Source organism: Shewanella sp. 4_MG-2023, from assembly GCF_030548015.1.
Classification (GTDB): domain Bacteria; phylum Pseudomonadota; class Gammaproteobacteria; order Enterobacterales; family Shewanellaceae; genus Shewanella.
The window spans coordinates 201,853-219,990 of sequence record NZ_JAUORL010000002.1 but is presented as its reverse complement, the minus strand read 5'-3'; the positions used below and the strand labels follow the sequence as shown (position 1 = coordinate 219,990).

Genomic DNA, 18,138 nt, shown 5'->3' with positions numbered 1-18,138 from the left:
TTGGGATATCGCCAAGTGGTAAGGCACCGGGTTTTGATCTCGGCATCCCCAGGTTCGAATCCTGGTATCCCAGCCATTTTAAAGTAAGTAGACAAGATTATTGGGATATCGCCAAGTGGTAAGGCACCGGGTTTTGATCTCGGCATCCCCAGGTTCGAATCCTGGTATCCCAGCCATCTTAGGCAATGTAGCTCAGCTGGTTAGAGCACAGCATTCATAATGCTGGGGTCGCAGGTTCAAGTCCCGCCATTGCTACCATGTTTAAAGGTAGATTAGTGGGTAACGCTATGCTACTTAGTTAGAAAAGAGCAACAACAGAGTTTACACTATATATAATTAGTGTATATTCTGAGAAAGATTTGATGCGGGAGTGGTGGAATTGGTAGACACGCCAGATTTAGGTTCTGGTGCCGTAAGGTGTGAGAGTTCAAGTCTCTCTTCCCGTACCATCAAATTTTTTCAATATGTAAACCTTCCTTTATGAAAAGTTATACATAACCAATTTTGGGATATCGCCAAGTGGTAAGGCACCGGGTTTTGATCTCGGCATCCCCAGGTTCGAATCCTGGTATCCCAGCCAAATTTAGCCTCACGGTTAAAGCAAGAGCCCGTCTTATGACGGGCTTTTTGTTGCCTGAAATTTATGATTTATCTTCTTATATTTATCCATTATCACTTATCGATTGAGGCATATGATTATTTTTGTATGATGGATAAGTCATACGTTCCAAATTATTACTTTCTAAATTATTACATTCAGAGTCTGCCCAAAATGCCAATTAATCCAATTACAGAGTCAATGTGGCCTGAAATCTATAAACTCCAATCGCAAGTGTATGTGGATATTGAACCAGAGCCGCTCGAAGTCCTTCGGGATAAATGGCAGCATTCTGCTCACTGCTGTTTTGTCTATCAAAATGAAGAGCAAAAGGTAATGGCTTATCTATTGGCTCATGTTTGGGCTAATGAAACTCCTCCTAAGCTCTATCAGACACTTTCTGAGAAAAAGGAGGGTAATAAATTGTTTCTACATGATTTAGCGGTATCTGCTCTATTAAAAGGCTCAGGAGTCGGTAAGCAAATGGTTGAGCAGTTAAAATTAATTGCTAAGCAATACAATTACTCACAAATACAACTTGTGGCAATACAAGGCTCAGTCCCTTTTTGGCAAAAAATGGGCTTTGAGATTGATCATGAGCAGGCGGCTAACGCAAGTTATGGCCCTGATGCTAAGATTATGAAGCAAGTGCTTTAATCAGTTTTACTTTCTAAGCCTTAAGCAAATAAAAAAATACGGCCAATTGGCCGTATTGTTAACTGATAAAAATTAATTAATCATTTATCGCTTACTTCTGTCTAGCTGGGTAAGAAGTCGATCGCCCAAATGGTTGTCATTGTTGCAACATCTTCTGCTGGGAAGGTGATTGAACGTAACACAACCTTTAGTTGGCGCTCTAATTTGGCATTGTTAAGCTGGCTTGATTGAATATCAACCCGACTAATGCTGCCATTAGGCAGGATCTCAATCTCAAACATGACTTTACCTTTGAGGAAAGGGTCTTTACGCAGAGCTCGATTATACAAGGCATATAAACGTGCTTTGTTCGCCTCAAGTGTGCGGCGTAATGCTGCCTCTGAACGTTGGCTTCCCGCAGAAGCCAGTTGCTCTTCCTCGGCAATTGCCCCTTGAGTAGCTAACACCTCCTCTTCTGCCAACCTAATTTGTTGGGTGTTTTTAGTGCTTAAAGCATCTGACACAACGGTTTGATTGACGGTAGAGGTGGTTAAACTCTCACTTTGGGTATTGGCCGAAGCTGCTAACATCTTACGTTTGACTTTCACTTCTTGCGCCTGCGTTTGTTCAAGGGCACTTTGAGATGCCGGCTTGATATCAAACGCTTCACGCATTGAAAAAAGCTCATCTTTCATGGCTGCTAGCCCTGAAGTTTGTGCTTTTTCTTTTGCGGCCTCACGGGTCATTGTCGGCTGTACTATTGGCTTTTCAACAGGTTTATCGATAGGCTTCTCTTCAACCTTTTCCGGTTCTTTTTCAAGTTCTGGCTCAGGTTCAGGAATAACTTCTGGCTTTTCAGGCACTGGAAGTTGTTTTTCTTTAAGCATTATTTTCGCTAACTGCGGTGGTAATTGCTCTTTAACTTCTCTTGGCACTTCAACTTGCTCAAGTAAAGGCACACCGATGCCGAACACAGCGTAAATGACCAGTAGTAACACTAAGATCTGTTTAAATAACCTATCTTGTTTACTGGGCTTAAATAAATCACCTATGTCGTTAAAGCTATTACCATTTGGGCTACTGCCATTAAACGAATGGGATAAGCTTGCTGCTGTCATGCTAACTCTCCTCAGCCGTTTTACTGGCTTGGCGTTCCACGGCTAATGACATATTTCTATATCCCGTTTCAGCACAAGCAGCCATAATTTGCTTTAACGCCATATAAGGTGTGCTGCTATCGCCAATAATGGTGACGGCACGGCCTTTTTCCTTTTCTGACTCTGTTAACTCAGTACGTTTACTCGCTTGGTATGTAAGCTCAGTAGTCATCGCTTCGATAAACTCAAGGTTTTCTTGTTCACTGAAGTTAGGCTTATCAGCACTATTTTGCCAAACAGCTCGCTCTTGGATAAGCACTGTATCTTTAAGTACTGTGATAACCAGGTTTTCAACTGGCAGTTCTTCAGCAATAGAGACAGGTAACTTTATCTTTTCGATATTTTGTAGAACGCGTACTTCAGATTGATTCACAATCAAGAAGAATACCAAAATCGTAAAGATATCCATCAAGGCAACTAAGTTAAGTTTGCCACCTGATTTAAAGCGCTTATGGTGCTTAGCAAGTCGTTTAGCTCTGGGTGATTGCTTCATGATTTGCCTCCTGTGGTTTCACTTACTTGTGTTTCAGCAAGTGATTCTTCAGGTGCATCGCCTAATGAGATAAGCGGAAACAGTTCAGCATCGACTAGATTAGCCGCAACCACTGCTTTGTATGAACGCACGGTATCCATTGCAGTCACAATGGTCTGATAATCGATATTAGATTCAAGCAAAAGCACTATGTCATTTTTATCGATTTCTTGTTGTTGAAAAGTCAGTTTAAGGTCTTGTAAGTACACAGACAAAGCCTTGAAATCATAACCTTGTTCTGTTGTTTCAAAACGTTTAAGTAATATGCCCGCAGGGTAGTTGAGCTCAAGACTTTGCTGAGTAATGACCAGTTCCAATACTTTAGGTTCTTGATCATCTTCAGCTTGTTGAGATTCTGACATAACAGGCAATTGCAGATTTAGTATCCGTACTTGTGAAAATACCAAACTCAGTAATAACACAGGCACGAGCACGATCATCAAATTCATAAATGAAGTGATATCGAGTTCTGCATCTTCGGTATTAGGGCGACGACGGCGTCTCATAATTATTAGCCTCGGTCCGAATCCGCTTGCTTAGAAAATGACAGTGAATTAAGTAATTTAATGCCAGCCATTTCAATTGAATCAACAATAGTCGCAGTTTTAGTTTGCAGTGTTGAGTGAAATAGAATTAGCGGAATAGCGGTAATAAGACCAAATGCAGTGGTGTTCATTGCAACAGAAATACTGGAAGACAGCAGGTTAGCTTTTTCAGCTGGATCTGCACTGGCTACCGCAGAGAACGCTGCAATCAGCCCCATAATGGTACCCAGTAGACCAAGTAACGTAGCAATATTGGCTAAGGTAGCAATAAATGGCGTGCGCTTTTCAAGTCTCAACATGTACTCCATGATGGTTTCTTCCATGGCGTATTCCACATCTTCACGGCGATTAGCTTGTGAAATTCTGACGATACCAGATTGCAATACATCAAATACAGGGGCTTTATTATTTTGCGCATGTTGACTGATTGTCGCGACATCACCGCTTTTAAGTGCTTCTTTGATTAACGAGAATGCTTTTTGGTTAGTGCGATGAGCTGAACTGAGATATAACCAGCGTTCGATAGTGATGGCCAAACCGACGACTAATACTAGGGCGATAGGGTATATGAACGGGCCACCATTTTGTAAAAATGCAATAATATGGTCGGTAAAACTCATGATATTTTCCTTTTTATAGAGTCGAACGAAGTTGTTTTTGACTCGTCCTAAATGTAGTTATTTTTTGTTACTGCTTTTTTGTTACTGCTTCGGGTTAAACTTTTATCTTGGTGAATACACCCTTTATTGTTTTGATGAAGTATTCACACTGAAATCACGTACCTCTTGTTGGAACTTTTTAGGGTTAATCGGTTTGAATTGCGGCAAGATGATTTGCATATTGTTATCTTGTATTGCTACAGGGTTGGTTATGCCTTGCCAAGGCATGATGTAAAGCACTTTGGGTTGCTCTTGCGTGCCGGTCACTTTACTTTCAATTAATACGGGTTTGTTTGCTGTGCTGACGGTTTCAGCGGCATTAAGCTGGCCAATGCTAATGACTGATAGCAGCAAGAGTGTCATAACAGCAATAACCGCTGCGTTTACACGGTATGTTGTCATCGGGGTTAATGAACTAACCATCTTATCCTTCTCCTTCTTGCAAATTGAGCCCAGCGCGCTGAATTTTTATTTCAACGCCAGCCAACCATCGCTGGGCTTGAACATCATCAGGTTTTAGCAATAAATAGGATTGATAATAACGTCTCGAATCTAATAGTTTTCCTCGGTATAGCTCGAGCAAAATAGCCAGGTTAACTTGTGCTTCTGGATAATTAGGCCAAATAGATAATGCGGTTAAATAATCTTTTTCTGCCTGTTCAAATTGACCTTGCTTTCTTGCTACAAGGGCCTTCAACTGAAAGGCGTAAGGGTTTTTATGGTTAACGGCAATGGCTTGATTTAACAAAGATTCAGCCTGACTAAAGTCACTTTTATTAATGGCGATTAAGGCTTTGTTTACTAATGCACCTGATAGGGTTGGCTGCGCCAAGAGTACTTGATCGAATAATACATCAGCTTGATCAAATTGCTGTTGTTTCATCAGAGCAAGCGCATCTTGATACTGAGTTAACACCGTACTGGGTACATTGGCTAAACGTTGCTGTGCTTGCTCAGCATATAAGTTGTAATTGTTGGCTGTTATGTCATTTAAAGCGCCATTACTTGCCGTTTGCTTGTTCGAGCTGTTCCCTACAGAGCCATTTGCCACAGAGCTAGCATTGCCATCATCTGTGTTAACCATATCCACCATACTGCTATCTAGGGCATCAATACCGTTAGCTTCGGCGTTTTCACTCGCTTGATCATTAGTCATCGTTGAGCATGCAGACAAGATCATTAGGCTGAAACCCATTAATAACTTGATGGTGACATGAGCTGAGGAAAGTGTGTTATTCACTTTATTATTCACCCGACTGTTTACTCTCTTACTTAAAGGTTTAGTGAATTGATTCAACGACATCATGTGTCACCTCCTGTTTGTTATATAACGCAGGTGACAGTTCAGTTAAGGTTGTGAAACTTTTGCCAATCCATTGGTCATAGATATTTTGCCAAGCTCGCTCAGTGTTACTGATATGAATTTCAATAGCCTTTTCCTCAAATGGATAGGCGAGCTCTTCAAGCAATATTTCGTACTCTTCCAGCGCTAATTCATCTAGGTCACTAGGGCGCTCAGAGTCCATAACATCAGCCGCTAACTGGCGATACATTTCAGCTAAGTTAAAGGTTGCTTGCGGCACATATTGTGCTCGTTGAAAGTCCAACACTTGCTGGTAATAACCAATAGCTTGTTTCATCGCGTCTTGTTTACGCTTCAAGGTTTTATTTAATGGCGCGGTTAGCTTAATCGCGATAAATGTTTGCTGGTGTGCTTGGGCTAATTCAGAAGCTGCAATAGAGGCAATTTCAATTTCTCGCCCAGCAAAGGTATTCGCTTTAGCTTGCTGCTTGGCGTGGAAGGTTAATATCTGGCGATACCAGTAATATTCCTTGTTGGGCTCGTTAGAAACTTGATAAAACTCGCTCATTTTAAGGCGTACTTCTTGTGCTACATCAAAAGGCTCAGGGTAATCTTTAGCGTATGTTCGATAGGTTAAGCGGGCTTTTTCGGTTTCGCCTGCTTTGAGGTAGTACTCCGCAGCAGTATATTGCGCCTCACGCTTTAGCGCTCCTTTGGGTTCATTGGCAACAATAATCAACAGTTGCTCAGCAGCCAATTCCCATTGTTCTAATGCTTCATATGACTGAGCAAGTTTTGCTGGGATTGATGCACTGAATTGATGTTTAGGGTAACGCTTTTGAAATGGCACCAATACCGTAATAGCTTGTTGCCATTGCTGTTGCGAAAGCAAGATATTCGCCGCTTCAAACTCGCCACTGACTGCATATTTTGATTCAGGCACAGCTTTGCTAATCCGTAATAAATCGACAACAGCAAGTTGCGGATTGTCGTTCTTGTTAGCCTGTGCTTGGAAGTAAATGCTTGATGCTAATAAATCGCGCATTTCAACTCGTGATGTCGCTTGCTGCGCTGTCGGTGTTTGACTGACACTTAAATATTTTAACGCCAGATTATAAGATTGCTCAGCAAGGGCATATTGGCTTTGCTGATATAACCCGTGAGCATATAACTGAGTCACAAGTTGTACTTGTTTTAATTGAGTTTTAGGCAGCTGTTTACCGTGCTCTACTGGATTGATAACACTTGATTTATCTAGGGCGATATAAGCCTGAGGTTTTTGTACACTGGCTAATTCATCAGGTGTTTGTCGCGCTACTACCGCTATTTGTTCTGCACTTTTCTCAGAGGGTTGATTAATGACACCGTGAGTCACTAATACAAATTCGCTGAACTGGGCTAAATCCAGGTAATTTTTCGATGCAAATGAATATTGGGCGCCGTGAGTTGCAAGCTCTAGAGCGCGTTTATCATCTGGATAGTTGGCGATAAACTGTTTATCTAAGGCGACCCTCTCTTGGACAACGACCTGAGTGCTATCCAAATTTGCATTAGCTTGATTTTGCAGTGGCGTTAGGATTTCTCGAATTGTGATTGTGGTTGCATAAGCAGCCTGCTTTTTGAGGGCTATCTGCTCTTGGTTTAGCTGCTTATTTGGTTGGCTTAAGTGATCAGCTTGTTGGTTTGGCTGGTCTGCTTGAACCGAATCATCAATAGAACTGATTTCACCATAAGCGATAGTTTTATAACTGTTAAGTGCTTGTCTAAATTGCTTGGCTTCAAAATTAGCATCAGCAAACAGGTATTCATCAGTGTGAATATCTTTGCTGAGTAAGCTGCTTGCCTGTGGCAATTTTGCGAGTTGTAAGTAAGTACTTAATGCATTTGCAGCCGCTTTAAAAGCGCTTACTCGGCCAATGCCTGCAGGCTGATTTTGCGCGTTGGCGTAAACTCTGCGGCTATGCTCATCACTAAATGCCAGTAAATGAGGCAGTAACTCTTGTTGATGCTTTGCACTTGCTTGACTCCAAAAAGTGCTATTTAACCCGTACTGGTTAATATAATCATTTTTGAGTTTATGCATTGAAGCAAATTTACCTTGGCGCTGATAAAGCTCAAGTAAAGCCAATGAGTAACGAGCAGACCAAATGTTATCTTGTGCCAAATCGATATAGGCTTGATAGGCCAGCTCTGCATCATGTTGCAGCTCTTGTTTCAGTAAGAATTTTGCTAAGTTATCAAATAGAATATGTTGATAAATAGGTAAGTAACGCGTGTCTTGTTTTGATGTCACCAGTGCAACTAAGGATACGGATTGTTGCTGCTGACTGAGTGAAATACTTAAAACTCGCTGCGCATCAATTGCTAGGTTTTGCTCGCGACTGCTCAAACTGGCAAAACTGAAATCCGTTGCGGTTAACTCATTTTGCTTTGGTTTATGGTTAGCTAAAATCGTATCGAACACGGCTAAAAAGGTACTATCAGCCTCAGGTAAGCGATTCAGTTTAAACAGTGACCAGCCAGACATATAAATGCTGTTGAGTAAATATTTATCATTGTTATCAGCTGATTGAACCTGTTTATAAGCGCTTATCGCAGCAGGGTAATCTTGCAAGTTGTAATAGATTTCGCCGCGCCTAAAGTTAAGCTCCGCTAAATATTGAGTGTTAGGGTAGCGGGATAATAACGATTCCATCTCGATTAAGCTTTCATCTAGCTGGCCTTGCAAATCTAGCGCTTTTGCCAGTTGATACTGCAGATGCTCGTTATCAGCGCGATTAGGGTAGCGCTGTAATAGTGTTTGATACTCAGCGATTAATTTTACTAGCTGTTGATCGTTTTGCTTGAATTGTTGCAAAGCTTTTTGCTCTGCAGCTAACGGGTTAACCCCTGTATCTTCATCAAGAACTGTGGTTTCAAGCTCACCAAACATTTGCTCTTCAAGATTTTCAGTCTTAATTTGAACCAGACGATATTCAACGTGTGTTCTGACTTCTGGGTTGGGTTCTAATGTCAGTAATTGCTGATAAATTTGCGCAAGTTTTTGGCTTCGCTGCGCTTTTGTCAGAGCAAGTGAGTCCAATGAAACTTGGGGTTGTTGTTTGGCTAAATCAGTTAATGTCGCTCTTTTGGGATTGTTATTAGCTTGAGTATCTAGGGTGCTTTTACAACCGCTGACGCCAGCAATGATCATGCAGCTAACGAGTAGAGATAGCGTTGGTTTTGATGGGGTCATTATAATTTCTCCCCATTTATAACAGGTTGGGACATTTGCTCTAATACAGCCGCCATTTCATGGCGAGAGGCCAGTAATAACTGTTCAAGCTGAATTTGTTGCTCAGAAACAAAGGCTGAGATTTTTTGTTGAATTTGAGCTTTGGTTGAGGATTCAAGTGCTGCGATATTTTGAATTGTTGTAACCAGTCTCGTTTCTGCTTGAGCTTGGCGCTGCTCAAACGCAGTGGTTTGTTGCTGAGAATTGGCTAACTGAGCAAAGCGTTGTTGCTGCAGACTTACCAGTACGAGTTGTTGGTCGACTTGTTTAAGTAATTTTTTATGTTGCCATAATCTTTGAGGAAATTGCTGTTGCAACTCCCAGTTAAGGACTGCTTTAACGCGGTTTAGTCTTTGTTGATACTCTTCAGTGCTGCGCTGACCACGAATAGCCTTGATAACGTTTTCACTTTCATTGACGCGTTTAAGCCATGCTTGCTCTGCGTCATTGGCAAAAATATCTGCGTTTTCTTGTGCCTCAGCCTCAGTAATCATTTGTGCTAACAGCTGCTTTTGATTGGTTAACTGCTGAATCAATTCAGGATACTGGGTTTGGCTTTGCTGTTCGATGATGCGAGCTTGACGCTGTTTATTGAGTGTTAAGCTCTCTTTTATCCAGGCATTTTTTTGCTGCTGACGGTCAATACTGCTCGTTAACCGTGATAACTCAGATAAGGTATCAATATCGTGTTTCAGCTCTGGATTTTCTAAGGCTTTTTGCAGCCATTGACTATTAGCTCCCGTTTGAGCGTTTACATTACTGTTGAACAATAATGGCGTTAATTCGGTTTGCTTAATATCAGTATGAAAGCGTGCTAAGTCAGCTAATTGTTCAACATAGAGTTGCTCGGCTTGTTGATAGCTATACAGGCTCTCAGAAAGCGTGTTTTGCTGTTTAATTTGAGCAGAAATGAGTAATGCTGATTGCCAACCGAGCTGGGAGTATTGATAGTCACGTTTTAATAAATCAAGCAATGCCAGTGAAGTGTCATATTGCTTGACCTGTTGAGCTGAAAAGGCAAATAGAAATAGTGCAGACTCAGTGTAAGGACTGTGCTCAGGAAAATCTTGTAATTGATCGAATGCTGCTTGGTATAGACCTTGTTTAACATACAGTTGGGCTAACAATAATTGAGCATAATCATTAATGGCTTGCTGCTGGATTTGTTTGTCTGCCTTTAATTCATCAGCTGTCATTATGCTTATGTCAGTGATTTCTTTATTAACATTTTTACTAGAAACTTGAGCTCGTTGTTGTGGACTCTTTTCGGTAAATAAGCTTTGCCAGAAATTCGTTTCAGTTGCTGCTAAGTTTATGTTTTTAATGCGTACCAGCAGTGTTTCTGCGCGTTGATAATCCTTTGCTTGCATCAATTGCAGTGCTTGGTTAAGCATGACGTAAGCAGATAATGCTGACTTTGCAGTTAATTCAGTATCTGCTTGGTTTGATCCCGCGGCTGACTCATCAAGTATTTTCGCTGAAGGAGTCACAGATGCAGGCCAATATGCCAATTGATGTAGGATCTGATATTGCTCAGCATATGAAGCAGGCAGTTGAGTGATATTAGCGAGGGTTTGCTGGGCAGCACTGTGTTTACCTTGCTCTATTTGTTGTTCTGACAACTGTAGTAGCGCGATAAGCTTTAGCTCATCAGCAGAGGTGGCAGTTTTATTGCCTTGTTTATCTTCGGTTGGTGGCTCAATACCTGCCAACTTATCGTCTGCTTGTTGTTGAATTAATGCTTGCTCGAACGTGGCCAACGTCTCAGTAGCTTGATGATGTAAACCGATGGATACCTGTAAGCCAGCTTCAAACAAATGGCTTTTTGCGGTATCAGCATCAAAGCGCTGTCTGTTTAGGCTAACTTGGCTTAATGCGGCGTTGTAATCACCTTCAAAATAAAAGTATAAGGCTTGGCGATAAAGTTTATTGCGCAGGTTAGCTTGCTGAGCAAGGGTTAAATTAGTTGCAGCCGTTGCATTAGCAACTTCAATTGGTTGCTTATTTAGCTCATCAGTTGAGACGTCAGTGGGCATATCAGCACTGATAACTGCAGTTGAAAAACAGCCGCTAACGATAAGCAGTATTATCGCTTTTAGCTGAGGCGTTGCTACTGCATAGCGGCTAAAGTCACGGAAAGCTTGGTTAATATTAACTGGCATAACCGTTATAAAACCCACTCTTCAACTTTCACATCTGCACGATAACTGGATTCATTATCTTCAAGTTTCAATTCCACCATCACGGTTTCATCTGTCTTTTCAAATTGATGAGTCACTGCTCTTTGTACGGTGCGACCTTCTGCATCAACACCGGTAAAAATAGCGGTAAGCTGATGCTGTCCCATTTTCAAATTGCCCATATAGACTTTTTGAATGCCGCCTTTTTCCAGTGCTCGACGTTGGCGTTGGGTATATAAAAAACCGGCTACATTTTGCTGATTAATTTTTAGCTCGACACTGTCTAGGGTAAAAAAACGTCCAATATCCACTGACACAAATACAGCTATTTGAGTGCTTGCGGGGAACAATAAGTCTTCTTCAAGAATGAATAAATCACGATTTAATTTAATGACTTGGCTTTTAATATTTTCAAGTTCGCTTGCTACCTGACTCTGACTATCAGCGCTACTATTACCATTAGTAATTGCATTAGCACTCGCGTCATTATCAGTATTGGCTAACGCGGCACTTGGCTGCATCGCACTCCAGAATACGGCTATAAATATTCCCAAAGTGAGCCATATTTTAAAATTTGTAGATGACTTAACAGTGTTACCCTGCGCTGTACCTTGTCCAGTACCTTGATCTGTGTTGTTCATATTCCTACCTTGAAAATGGGCTAAATCGCTAACATTACGCAAAATGATTAAAAGTAAACGCTATAAAAAGCGCGGATGACGTTAGCGGAAAAATTGTAAAACGGTTCGTTACCTACGCCACCATCAGCAGTGGGATCTCTAAAGTTGTTGTAGTCGAAGGTGATGTAGTCCCATTGAATACTGGCTTCTGAACGAGTATCTACAAAAGATAAGCTTTCTGGCATTAAATAAGTGACACCTAGGCCTAAGGTTAAGTCATTAAAGTCACTTAACTCTTTATCGCGGGCTAGGTAGTTTTGTGCATCTTGATAAGGGAATAAGTCACTATAAAATTCAGCTTGAGTTTGCTGGTAGTAACGCACTTTAAATTCAAGTTCTAAGAAGTCACCAATAGGGTGGCGGTATCCGAGTTCGACATCATTAGCATCAATTTCCCAGCTGTCGTTGAAGTAGCGATAATGAAAAAATAACGCCGCGCGATAGGGCAGAAAGTAGCTTGCCGATAATTTGGTTGAAAACGAGTTACGAGTCTCTGGATAGATTTCAGACTGATAGCCAACACCGGATGGGTTAGTTGTATCTATGTAGCGTACCGTACGGTATGGGTTATTGAGGTAACCTTCGTCAGCAATGGCTTCAAAGTTAAGTTGCGCGGTTAAGTTGCGAGTTAAAATTTGACTTATGCCTGCGCGAATACGGTACTGCTGGCTTTGTTCTTCAAATTGGTCATCGCCATTGCGGCGTATTTCATTATCACCATATGACACACCAAGACTTAAATTGGTTAAATCGCCAAAGGTATCTTGAGATACATTAACACTAAAGGATTGTGCGAGGTAATCGTCTTCATCACTCTGGCGGGCATTAAAGGTCATTAAGGTCTTATCGTTGAGGTATTCGACCCCAATTTGGCCTTCATGGCGCTTTTCGCTATATGGACTTGCTGTACTGAGCACATCTACAGAGGCCGAAGAAATGCTATCGAGGTAGTAGTAGCCAGTAAACGCCAATGATTCTGAGGTCTTTTTTCGAAGCAATACCGAAGGACCGTCAATTTTCATCCCGCCGCCTTCATAGCTGTGATAAAGCACATCAGCGCGATCAGGCTCTAGCACTGCTGCTAGGCTGAGTGGCGAGCAGAGAATTAATCCTGTCAGTGTGGCTGTCTTTAATAAGCACTTGAGCATCTTAGTTACAACCACAGCCACCGCCTCCAGTTCCTTCTGCTCCGCGAGCAGACTCACGGGCCTCCAATACATGCGCTACGTGCATATTGGCAATGGGGTGCCTACCAAATCGCATAATAGGATCGGCAAGGTTTTGGCGTTCATAAGGTTTTACCCAAGGTTCTATGTCTAAACTTGAGCAGCCGGATATTATGAATAGTGACGACAGGGCCGTTATGAGCATGAGCATTTTTTTGATTGGATTCATCATAGGGTTACTCTCTGATCAGCTTTTTAATCGCAGCGGCGTATTTTTTCTCGTAACCGTCTTGATAACCTAAGAACACATATCGCACTTTGCCGTCGCGATCGACAATCACAGTCGTTGGCATGGCTTTTACATCGTAGGTCTCAGATAGGCTGTTTGTTTCGTCAAAAAAGATGTCAAAACTTAAATTAAGATCGGCTAGAAAGTCTTTACCTGCTTGGTTTTCTTGCTCAACATTGACGCCCCAAACGGCAACGCCTAAATCTCGATATTTGTCTTCAAGCTTTTGCAGTACTGGCATCTCTTTTCTACAAGGTCCACACCAAGATGCCCAGAAGTTAATCAGGATGATATTGCCGCGCTGCTCAGAGAGTTTAAGGTTCTCACCTTGCATGTTTTTTAAGGTGAAATCTGGTGCCATATCGCCTTCTGATAACGCATTGGCTTGAATCGATACACTTAAAGTAAATAGGGTAAACAGGGCAATGAACCCACGCTTAAATAACATCATTGATAATCCTTTTTTTCTTACTATTTAATTTTTGTTTAACTCTTTTTCGAGCTAGGTTGTGACCAACGGCTATAGATTAAAAATAAACAGCAATACCGGTAGAAAAGGTTAAATTGTGCGTCGTTTTTGATGAGCCTGTTATTTGAGTGTCAAAGATGTAGTCACTCATCGCCAGATCCCATGCAACCCAGTCATTGAGAAAAACACGGTAGTTAGCGGTTAAGTTCACCGTAAATTGTTCATCACCGGCAAACTCAGTGTTACCACCACCGACTTCAATGGAGAACACACTGTTAAAGACTAAATCTTCACTGAAAAATATTTCACCAGGCAGAAGGTTATAACCAATATTGAGGCCGTAGTAGGTCATTTCGCGCTCTTCATCTGTCAGTAAAGGCGCGGTATGAGCAAGCTTCTCAAAACTGGTATATCCGCCTTCAGCGACTGCATATCTGCCTTTGACATAAAAGTGTTCACTGATGTGATACCCCAGATGTGCACTAATCCAAGGGCTATTTTCAAAGTCCTCAATTGACATCAAGCCACCTTGAATACCGACCTCGAAATTTTCGGTATCCAATACATCATCGAGTACTTCGCGGCGCTCAACATCGGCTTTAACTCCGACGGTATTTGATTGGCTAGCTTCAGCTGAAAGTGCAATGGCGCTATAGCCCATGCCTAAAGTGACGATACTTAGGGTTAAACAAGATTTAATTGCGTTTTTTACCATGGTATTAATGCTTATTTTTGTTGTTATCGCTGTTTTCATCATTGCCTTCATTATTCCCATGCCCATTAGAAAAAGACGCTAAAGCCGACTTTCCAAGATTGAAGTTGTTCATTTTCATCTCTGTCGGTTAAGGCCAACGAGAGTTTATATTCGGCGCGTAAGATAAAGTTACGTGCGAGATGGTATTTAACCCCAGCCGCTGCACTCATTAAGGTGCTTTGACGTGATTCAGAATCCGCGATAACACTGTGAGGCTTAGTGTTGATAATGCCGCCACCTATGCCAATGTAAGGGACCAAGGTAAATTCAGGAAAAGGATGGCTGTTAAGCATGGCTTCAAATAAGTCACTATCAGAAATGCTACCTAAGGCTTTACCTGCAGATATTTCAGCACTAAAAACAGGGGTGAAAACATAGCCTAAGTGCACGTTATAAAAGTTAGCGCCTTCAAGGTCGCCATACATTACGCCCGATTCCCAGTCTCTTTGCATAAAGGCTTCAGTGCCAATGACATGCTGGTTAACCGCTTCACCATGTTGGCTGAGTCCGCGTAAGTCATCTTCATGAAACCAACCTTCAATGCCACGCTTATCACGGACTTTGAGCCAAGATGTTCGTTTGAGTAGTACACTGACCTGTTCATGTTGCTCAACAACATGTACGACGGGATAGCCTGCACTTGGGCCTGAATGAAGCTCAACAAAGGGAACATCAATGGTTAACTGCGCCGCCGAGGATTCAGCGTGAGCAAGGTTGGAGTTCAATAACGTTAAACAGAGTAATGTACCTGCCAACATGAATTTGAATGGGCAGGCGAAATTAAACATAGTTTCCTTTTTGTAACATCATCAGTCCTTGTTTATTGTTGTTTTTATTTGGCTTTTAACTTTGTTGTTATCAAGGTTTTTCTTATCAAGCCGTCTCTTACCAAGGTTGCTCTTATTATGGCGGCTGTTATCAAAAGTCTTTTCGACTAATCTTGAGCGTAAAAAGGGGTGTTGTAATACTGAGCCCCAATATCTATCCATTCGCTTAATAATTTAAGTTCGTCGGCTGTCAGCATATTTTGATGGGTTTCATCATTCATGGTATTAAAAAACCTGCTACTGGCTCTGGCACCATTAGTCGAGATAATTGCTGGTACATTCACTGTGGTTAATACAGGAATTGGATTACCTTCGGCATCGAGTATCAATTCACCATCGGCATCCAGTTGATAAACCACGTTACCATCGGCATCTAGCACTTCGACTAGTTTGTCGATAACGATCCCATCCACTTCTTCTTGTTCGACATCATTAAAAAATAACTCACGATAACTCGTTAGGTGAGCGATTTGATCTATTGATGGAGCTGCAATCAATTCAAGCTGACCAGCTGGCACCTGGGCAAGGTTATTATCATCGACATTGCTATGGCACACGGTGCAAGTGTTATCCGCAAGGACCTCTAAGGTGTCTTCGTCTATGGCTAAACGAGGTAAATCCCAAAGGGGCTGAATATGTTCTTCATAGTTGATTTGAATGCGGCAATATGGGGTCCAATTATTAAAACATTCACTGCCATTTGGTGCAGGGGTTGTTAAGTTTTCATAACTCAGATTCATACTCGGGTTTGGCGCTGAGATAGCTGGATTAGTCCAAATATCATCGTAACGTAGGCTCGCTGATAGCTCTGCAATGCCATTGACCATGGCATCGGCCTGCGCCATGGTTTGACCTTGTATTGGAATAATATTGCTGCTGGCATTAGGGTATGCAGAGCCACCAATCGCCCCTGTGTTAATGCTGTCTGCTTGGGCATCATAACGGCCATGAGGTAATTGGCTGTTAGCCGTGTGACAACCCATACATTGCAGGGTTTCACCGGCTTGTAAACTTATCCATTGGCTGTGGCGACCACCAATGCGTTGGCCGTTGCTATCTAAGACACTGATGGCCAATGGCACATTTGCAGGGACTTTAATTTTCACTGAGCCGTCTGGCTGAATTGGGGTGTAGCCAATAACTTCGCGCATTAATTGATTTCGGCTGCGGCCAAAATCGGTATTGGCAATATCTCGAACTTCATCAGGTGGCATAGGTACGCCGCGGACGACTTTTAAAAAGCGCGCTGGTAATTCACTGGCTGGGGTTAATGAAGGATCGCTTAATCGACTAATACCGCCTTGATTACTGCTGCTGTCTTGACCATCAAAATCATATACGCTGCGAATGTGAATTGCCGCAGCGAGTTCTTGGTGCAACTGTGGATCAAGTTCATTACCAATCACTTGATCGGCGATAAAGGCTTTAGGTTGCGATGAAGGCTGCATCACTAACGCTTCAGTAATCACTTTACCTTCTTCGCTATTGGCGACTAACTGCTGAGTACCGTCGGCATCGTTAAGTAGCCAAAGCTCATATAAGGGATCGGCAAGTGTTAAAGTTTGATCCAGTAACTGTTCATCAGTTAATTGACCACATGCACGGATTTGTTCTTCAACAACAACCCGACAAAGATCCCAACTCAATAAATAACGTTGGCTGTTATCAGGTAATGGATATAAATGAGTTAAGCGCCCAGAAGGAGATAGCGCGTCTGCGAAGTTAAATTTAAAATCAAAACTGAGCGGTAAATCGCTTATGGCATTGTTAGTTGTGTTGTCGGTTTCGCCCGATACCGCAGTGGCTTGCTGGTTATCAATATACTCATCGATATTGATTGTCACAGGCCTTTTTTGATAACTAATTTCATCCTGTGATGACAGCAGCATTAGTATATTGCCATTTGGTAATTGCTGCGGTTTAACAAACTCAATTTGTTCATCTTGCTCATCGAGAGTCATTTGATGAGAATGCCAGCCGAACATTAATTCATTCTCAGTGCCATCTGGATTCATTTTGTAGAGGTTAATACCATGGTCGCTACCCATGTCATCCCAACGGCTATAGAGGATTTGTCCATCTTGCAATACCAGTGGGTAGAAATCATGACTAAGATTGAAGGTCAGTTGCTCAATACCGCTACCATCATCGTTCATTAAATGGATGTTGAACGTTTCGTTATCGCGGCTTTCATCGAGAGCGGTGTATTGCGGTTTACCTTCATCGAGTAAAATGGCTCGTGATAAGCGCTGGCGGGTTGAGGCAAATATAATCCGTCCATCAGGGAGAAAGGATGCCATCAAGTCATCACCTTGTTCGGCAGTCGTATCACTGTCTATTAATCGGGTCAGTGATTGGTCAGATAATTGGTAACGCCATATATTCCAACTTGGTTGTTCATCTTCGTCGGCATCAGCAATTTCTGGCGCGCGAATAGAGACTAAAAATTGTTGACCATCATCAGAGACTGATAAATCACGAATATCTATGCGTTGGATAGTGTCAGGATCTTCGGTGATTAAATCGGCAAAAAGTTCGGCGGTGATATTGGTAACGGGTGAGTCAGTAAACGCATTTCGTTTTACAAATAATTGTGCGCCAGGATTAAATTGGCTTGGGTTTCTACTTTGAAAACTAGCGGATTCTGGGTTGTCATCACTGGGCTGGGTAATGAGATCGCGCTGAATGTAAACCACAGGGTATTCAACTAAAACAGGATCAGGCTGTTCATCCTTAAGCGCGGTATCCGTGTTACAACCGCTAACAAGAAGAAACGCCATTAATGCTTGATAACTAAAAGCTTTATAGCCTAAAACTTTATTGTCAAAAGTTTTACGGCCTAATCCCTTTAAGCCGAAAAATGGCTTCATTTATTACCCTTAATATATAATTGTTATTATTGTTATCGTTACATGGTTAAAACGTAATAACTCTTGACATTATTGCCGCCTAGTCTCAGTGTTTCAATACTTTTTAATAAAAATTATTTTGCCAAGTAAAAAATAAAGTTAACAAAAATAAAAACAACAAGCTTTATGATTCCCGAAATACTTATCATTGTCTGCGTTT

16 protein-coding genes and 5 tRNA genes are annotated in these 18,138 nt (G+C 41.8%); 6 read left to right on the top strand and 15 right to left on the bottom strand.

Annotated features, from left to right (window positions below):
- Position 1 precedes the first annotated feature (1 nt).
- The 6 genes from Q4546_RS01995 to Q4546_RS01970 all read left to right on the top strand — a co-directional run bounded on the left by Q4546_RS01995 (position 2) and on the right by Q4546_RS01970 (position 1,255).
- Positions 2-76: transfer RNA gene (locus Q4546_RS01995), tRNA-Gln, on the top strand.
- Positions 77-101: 25 nt separating this feature from the next.
- Positions 102-176 (top strand) — tRNA-Gln (locus Q4546_RS01990).
- 5 nt (positions 177-181) lie between these two features.
- Positions 182-258, top strand: a tRNA-Met gene (locus Q4546_RS01985).
- A 106-nt stretch (positions 259-364) separates the two neighbouring features.
- Positions 365-449, top strand: a tRNA-Leu gene (locus tag Q4546_RS01980).
- A 56-nt stretch (positions 450-505) separates the two neighbouring features.
- Positions 506-580: transfer RNA gene (locus Q4546_RS01975), tRNA-Gln, on the top strand.
- A 192-nt stretch (positions 581-772) separates the two neighbouring features.
- On the top strand, positions 773-1,255 hold the full coding sequence (locus Q4546_RS01970; protein WP_102477092.1) for a GNAT family N-acetyltransferase: 483 nt from the start codon (positions 773-775) through the stop codon (positions 1,253-1,255).
- A gap of 101 nt (positions 1,256-1,356) precedes the next feature.
- On the opposite strand, the gene Q4546_RS01965 is transcribed toward Q4546_RS01970, so the two are convergent.
- The 15 genes from Q4546_RS01965 to Q4546_RS01895 form a co-directional block, all read right to left on the bottom strand.
- Positions 1,357-2,352 (bottom strand): AgmX/PglI C-terminal domain-containing protein, encoded by a 996-nt coding sequence (locus Q4546_RS01965; protein WP_102532057.1) that lies wholly within the window; start codon positions 2,350-2,352, stop codon positions 1,357-1,359.
- Position 2,353: 1 nt separating this feature from the next.
- Complete coding sequence (locus Q4546_RS01960) at positions 2,354-2,884, bottom strand: biopolymer transporter ExbD (protein WP_102438967.1); 531 nt, start codon at positions 2,882-2,884, stop codon at positions 2,354-2,356.
- The gene (locus Q4546_RS01955; protein WP_303445583.1) at positions 2,881-3,429 is read right to left on the bottom strand and encodes a biopolymer transporter ExbD; all 549 of its coding nucleotides are present in this window, start codon (positions 3,427-3,429) and stop codon (positions 2,881-2,883) included. The genes Q4546_RS01960 and Q4546_RS01955 overlap by 4 nt, the downstream gene beginning before the upstream one ends.
- Positions 3,430-3,434: 5 nt before the next feature.
- Positions 3,435-4,088 (bottom strand): MotA/TolQ/ExbB proton channel family protein, encoded by a 654-nt coding sequence (locus Q4546_RS01950; RefSeq protein WP_102438963.1) that lies wholly within the window; start codon positions 4,086-4,088, stop codon positions 3,435-3,437.
- A 123-nt stretch (positions 4,089-4,211) separates the two neighbouring features.
- The gene (locus Q4546_RS01945; RefSeq protein WP_102477096.1) at positions 4,212-4,550 is read right to left on the bottom strand and encodes a hypothetical protein; all 339 of its coding nucleotides are present in this window, start codon (positions 4,548-4,550) and stop codon (positions 4,212-4,214) included.
- A gap of 1 nt (position 4,551) precedes the next feature.
- Positions 4,552-5,433 (bottom strand): tetratricopeptide repeat protein, encoded by an 882-nt coding sequence (locus tag Q4546_RS01940; protein WP_102477097.1) that lies wholly within the window; start codon positions 5,431-5,433, stop codon positions 4,552-4,554.
- Positions 5,408-8,665: a tetratricopeptide repeat protein gene (locus Q4546_RS01935; RefSeq protein ID WP_303445582.1), complete on the bottom strand. Its 3,258-nt coding sequence runs from the start codon at positions 8,663-8,665 to the stop codon at positions 5,408-5,410. Before Q4546_RS01935 ends, Q4546_RS01940 begins: the two co-directional genes overlap by 26 nt.
- Positions 8,665-10,866, bottom strand: a complete 2,202-nt coding sequence (locus Q4546_RS01930; RefSeq protein ID WP_303445581.1) for a hypothetical protein — start codon at positions 10,864-10,866, stop codon at positions 8,665-8,667. The genes Q4546_RS01935 and Q4546_RS01930 overlap by 1 nt, the downstream gene beginning before the upstream one ends.
- Positions 10,867-10,871: 5 nt before the next feature.
- On the bottom strand, positions 10,872-11,525 hold the full coding sequence (locus Q4546_RS01925; RefSeq protein WP_303445580.1) for an AraC family transcriptional regulator: 654 nt from the start codon (positions 11,523-11,525) through the stop codon (positions 10,872-10,874).
- 47 nt (positions 11,526-11,572) lie between these two features.
- Complete coding sequence (locus tag Q4546_RS01920; protein WP_303445579.1) at positions 11,573-12,769, bottom strand: DUF3570 domain-containing protein; 1,197 nt, start codon at positions 12,767-12,769, stop codon at positions 11,573-11,575.
- Positions 12,714-12,935 carry a DUF4266 domain-containing protein gene (locus tag Q4546_RS01915; protein WP_368506495.1) on the bottom strand — a complete coding sequence of 74 codons (222 nt, stop codon included), beginning with the start codon at positions 12,933-12,935 and terminating at the stop codon, positions 12,714-12,716. Before Q4546_RS01915 ends, Q4546_RS01920 begins: the two co-directional genes overlap by 56 nt.
- Before the next feature lie 31 nt (positions 12,936-12,966).
- Positions 12,967-13,470 (bottom strand): TlpA disulfide reductase family protein, encoded by a 504-nt coding sequence (locus tag Q4546_RS01910; RefSeq protein WP_102528065.1) that lies wholly within the window; start codon positions 13,468-13,470, stop codon positions 12,967-12,969.
- A 76-nt stretch (positions 13,471-13,546) separates the two neighbouring features.
- Entirely contained in the window at positions 13,547-14,203 is a 657-nt protein-coding gene (locus tag Q4546_RS01905; RefSeq protein ID WP_241904112.1) for an outer membrane beta-barrel domain-containing protein, read from the bottom strand.
- 65 nt (positions 14,204-14,268) lie between these two features.
- Positions 14,269-15,030 (bottom strand): SH3 domain-containing protein, encoded by a 762-nt coding sequence (locus Q4546_RS01900; protein WP_303445578.1) that lies wholly within the window; start codon positions 15,028-15,030, stop codon positions 14,269-14,271.
- A gap of 146 nt (positions 15,031-15,176) precedes the next feature.
- A complete protein-coding gene (locus Q4546_RS01895; protein ID WP_303445577.1) occupies positions 15,177-17,939 on the bottom strand; it encodes a hypothetical protein in 2,763 nt (920 codons plus the stop codon).
- Positions 17,940-18,138: the final 199 nt, after the last annotated feature.

Excerpts from the sequence above, each read along its gene's own strand:
- Q4546_RS01965 (WP_102532057.1), bottom strand. The coding sequence starts at position 2,352 with ATGACAGCAGCAAGCTTATCCCATTCGTTTAATGGCAGTAGCCCAAAT.
- Q4546_RS01930 (WP_303445581.1), bottom strand. The coding sequence starts at position 10,866 with ATGCCAGTTAATATTAACCAAGCTTTCCGTGACTTTAGCCGCTATGCA.
- Q4546_RS01960 (WP_102438967.1), bottom strand. The coding sequence starts at position 2,884 with ATGAAGCAATCACCCAGAGCTAAACGACTTGCTAAGCACCATAAGCGC.
- Q4546_RS01970 (WP_102477092.1), top strand. The coding sequence starts at position 773 with ATGCCAATTAATCCAATTACAGAGTCAATGTGGCCTGAAATCTATAAA.
- Q4546_RS01940 (WP_102477097.1), bottom strand. The coding sequence starts at position 5,433 with ATGATGTCGTTGAATCAATTCACTAAACCTTTAAGTAAGAGAGTAAAC.
- Q4546_RS01915 (WP_368506495.1), bottom strand. The coding sequence starts at position 12,935 with ATGCTCATAACGGCCCTGTCGTCACTATTCATAATATCCGGCTGCTCA.
- Q4546_RS01895 (WP_303445577.1), bottom strand. The coding sequence starts at position 17,939 with ATGAAGCCATTTTTCGGCTTAAAGGGATTAGGCCGTAAAACTTTTGAC.
- Q4546_RS01955 (WP_303445583.1), bottom strand. The coding sequence starts at position 3,429 with ATGAGACGCCGTCGTCGCCCTAATACCGAAGATGCAGAACTCGATATC.
- Q4546_RS01945 (WP_102477096.1), bottom strand. The coding sequence starts at position 4,550 with ATGGTTAGTTCATTAACCCCGATGACAACATACCGTGTAAACGCAGCG.
- Q4546_RS01905 (WP_241904112.1), bottom strand. The coding sequence starts at position 14,203 with ATGGTAAAAAACGCAATTAAATCTTGTTTAACCCTAAGTATCGTCACT.
- Q4546_RS01910 (WP_102528065.1), bottom strand. The coding sequence starts at position 13,470 with ATGATGTTATTTAAGCGTGGGTTCATTGCCCTGTTTACCCTATTTACT.
- Q4546_RS01925 (WP_303445580.1), bottom strand. The coding sequence starts at position 11,525 with ATGAACAACACAGATCAAGGTACTGGACAAGGTACAGCGCAGGGTAAC.
- Q4546_RS01935 (WP_303445582.1), bottom strand. The coding sequence starts at position 8,665 with ATGACCCCATCAAAACCAACGCTATCTCTACTCGTTAGCTGCATGATC.
- Q4546_RS01950 (WP_102438963.1), bottom strand. The coding sequence starts at position 4,088 with ATGAGTTTTACCGACCATATTATTGCATTTTTACAAAATGGTGGCCCG.
- Q4546_RS01900 (WP_303445578.1), bottom strand. The coding sequence starts at position 15,030 with ATGTTTAATTTCGCCTGCCCATTCAAATTCATGTTGGCAGGTACATTA.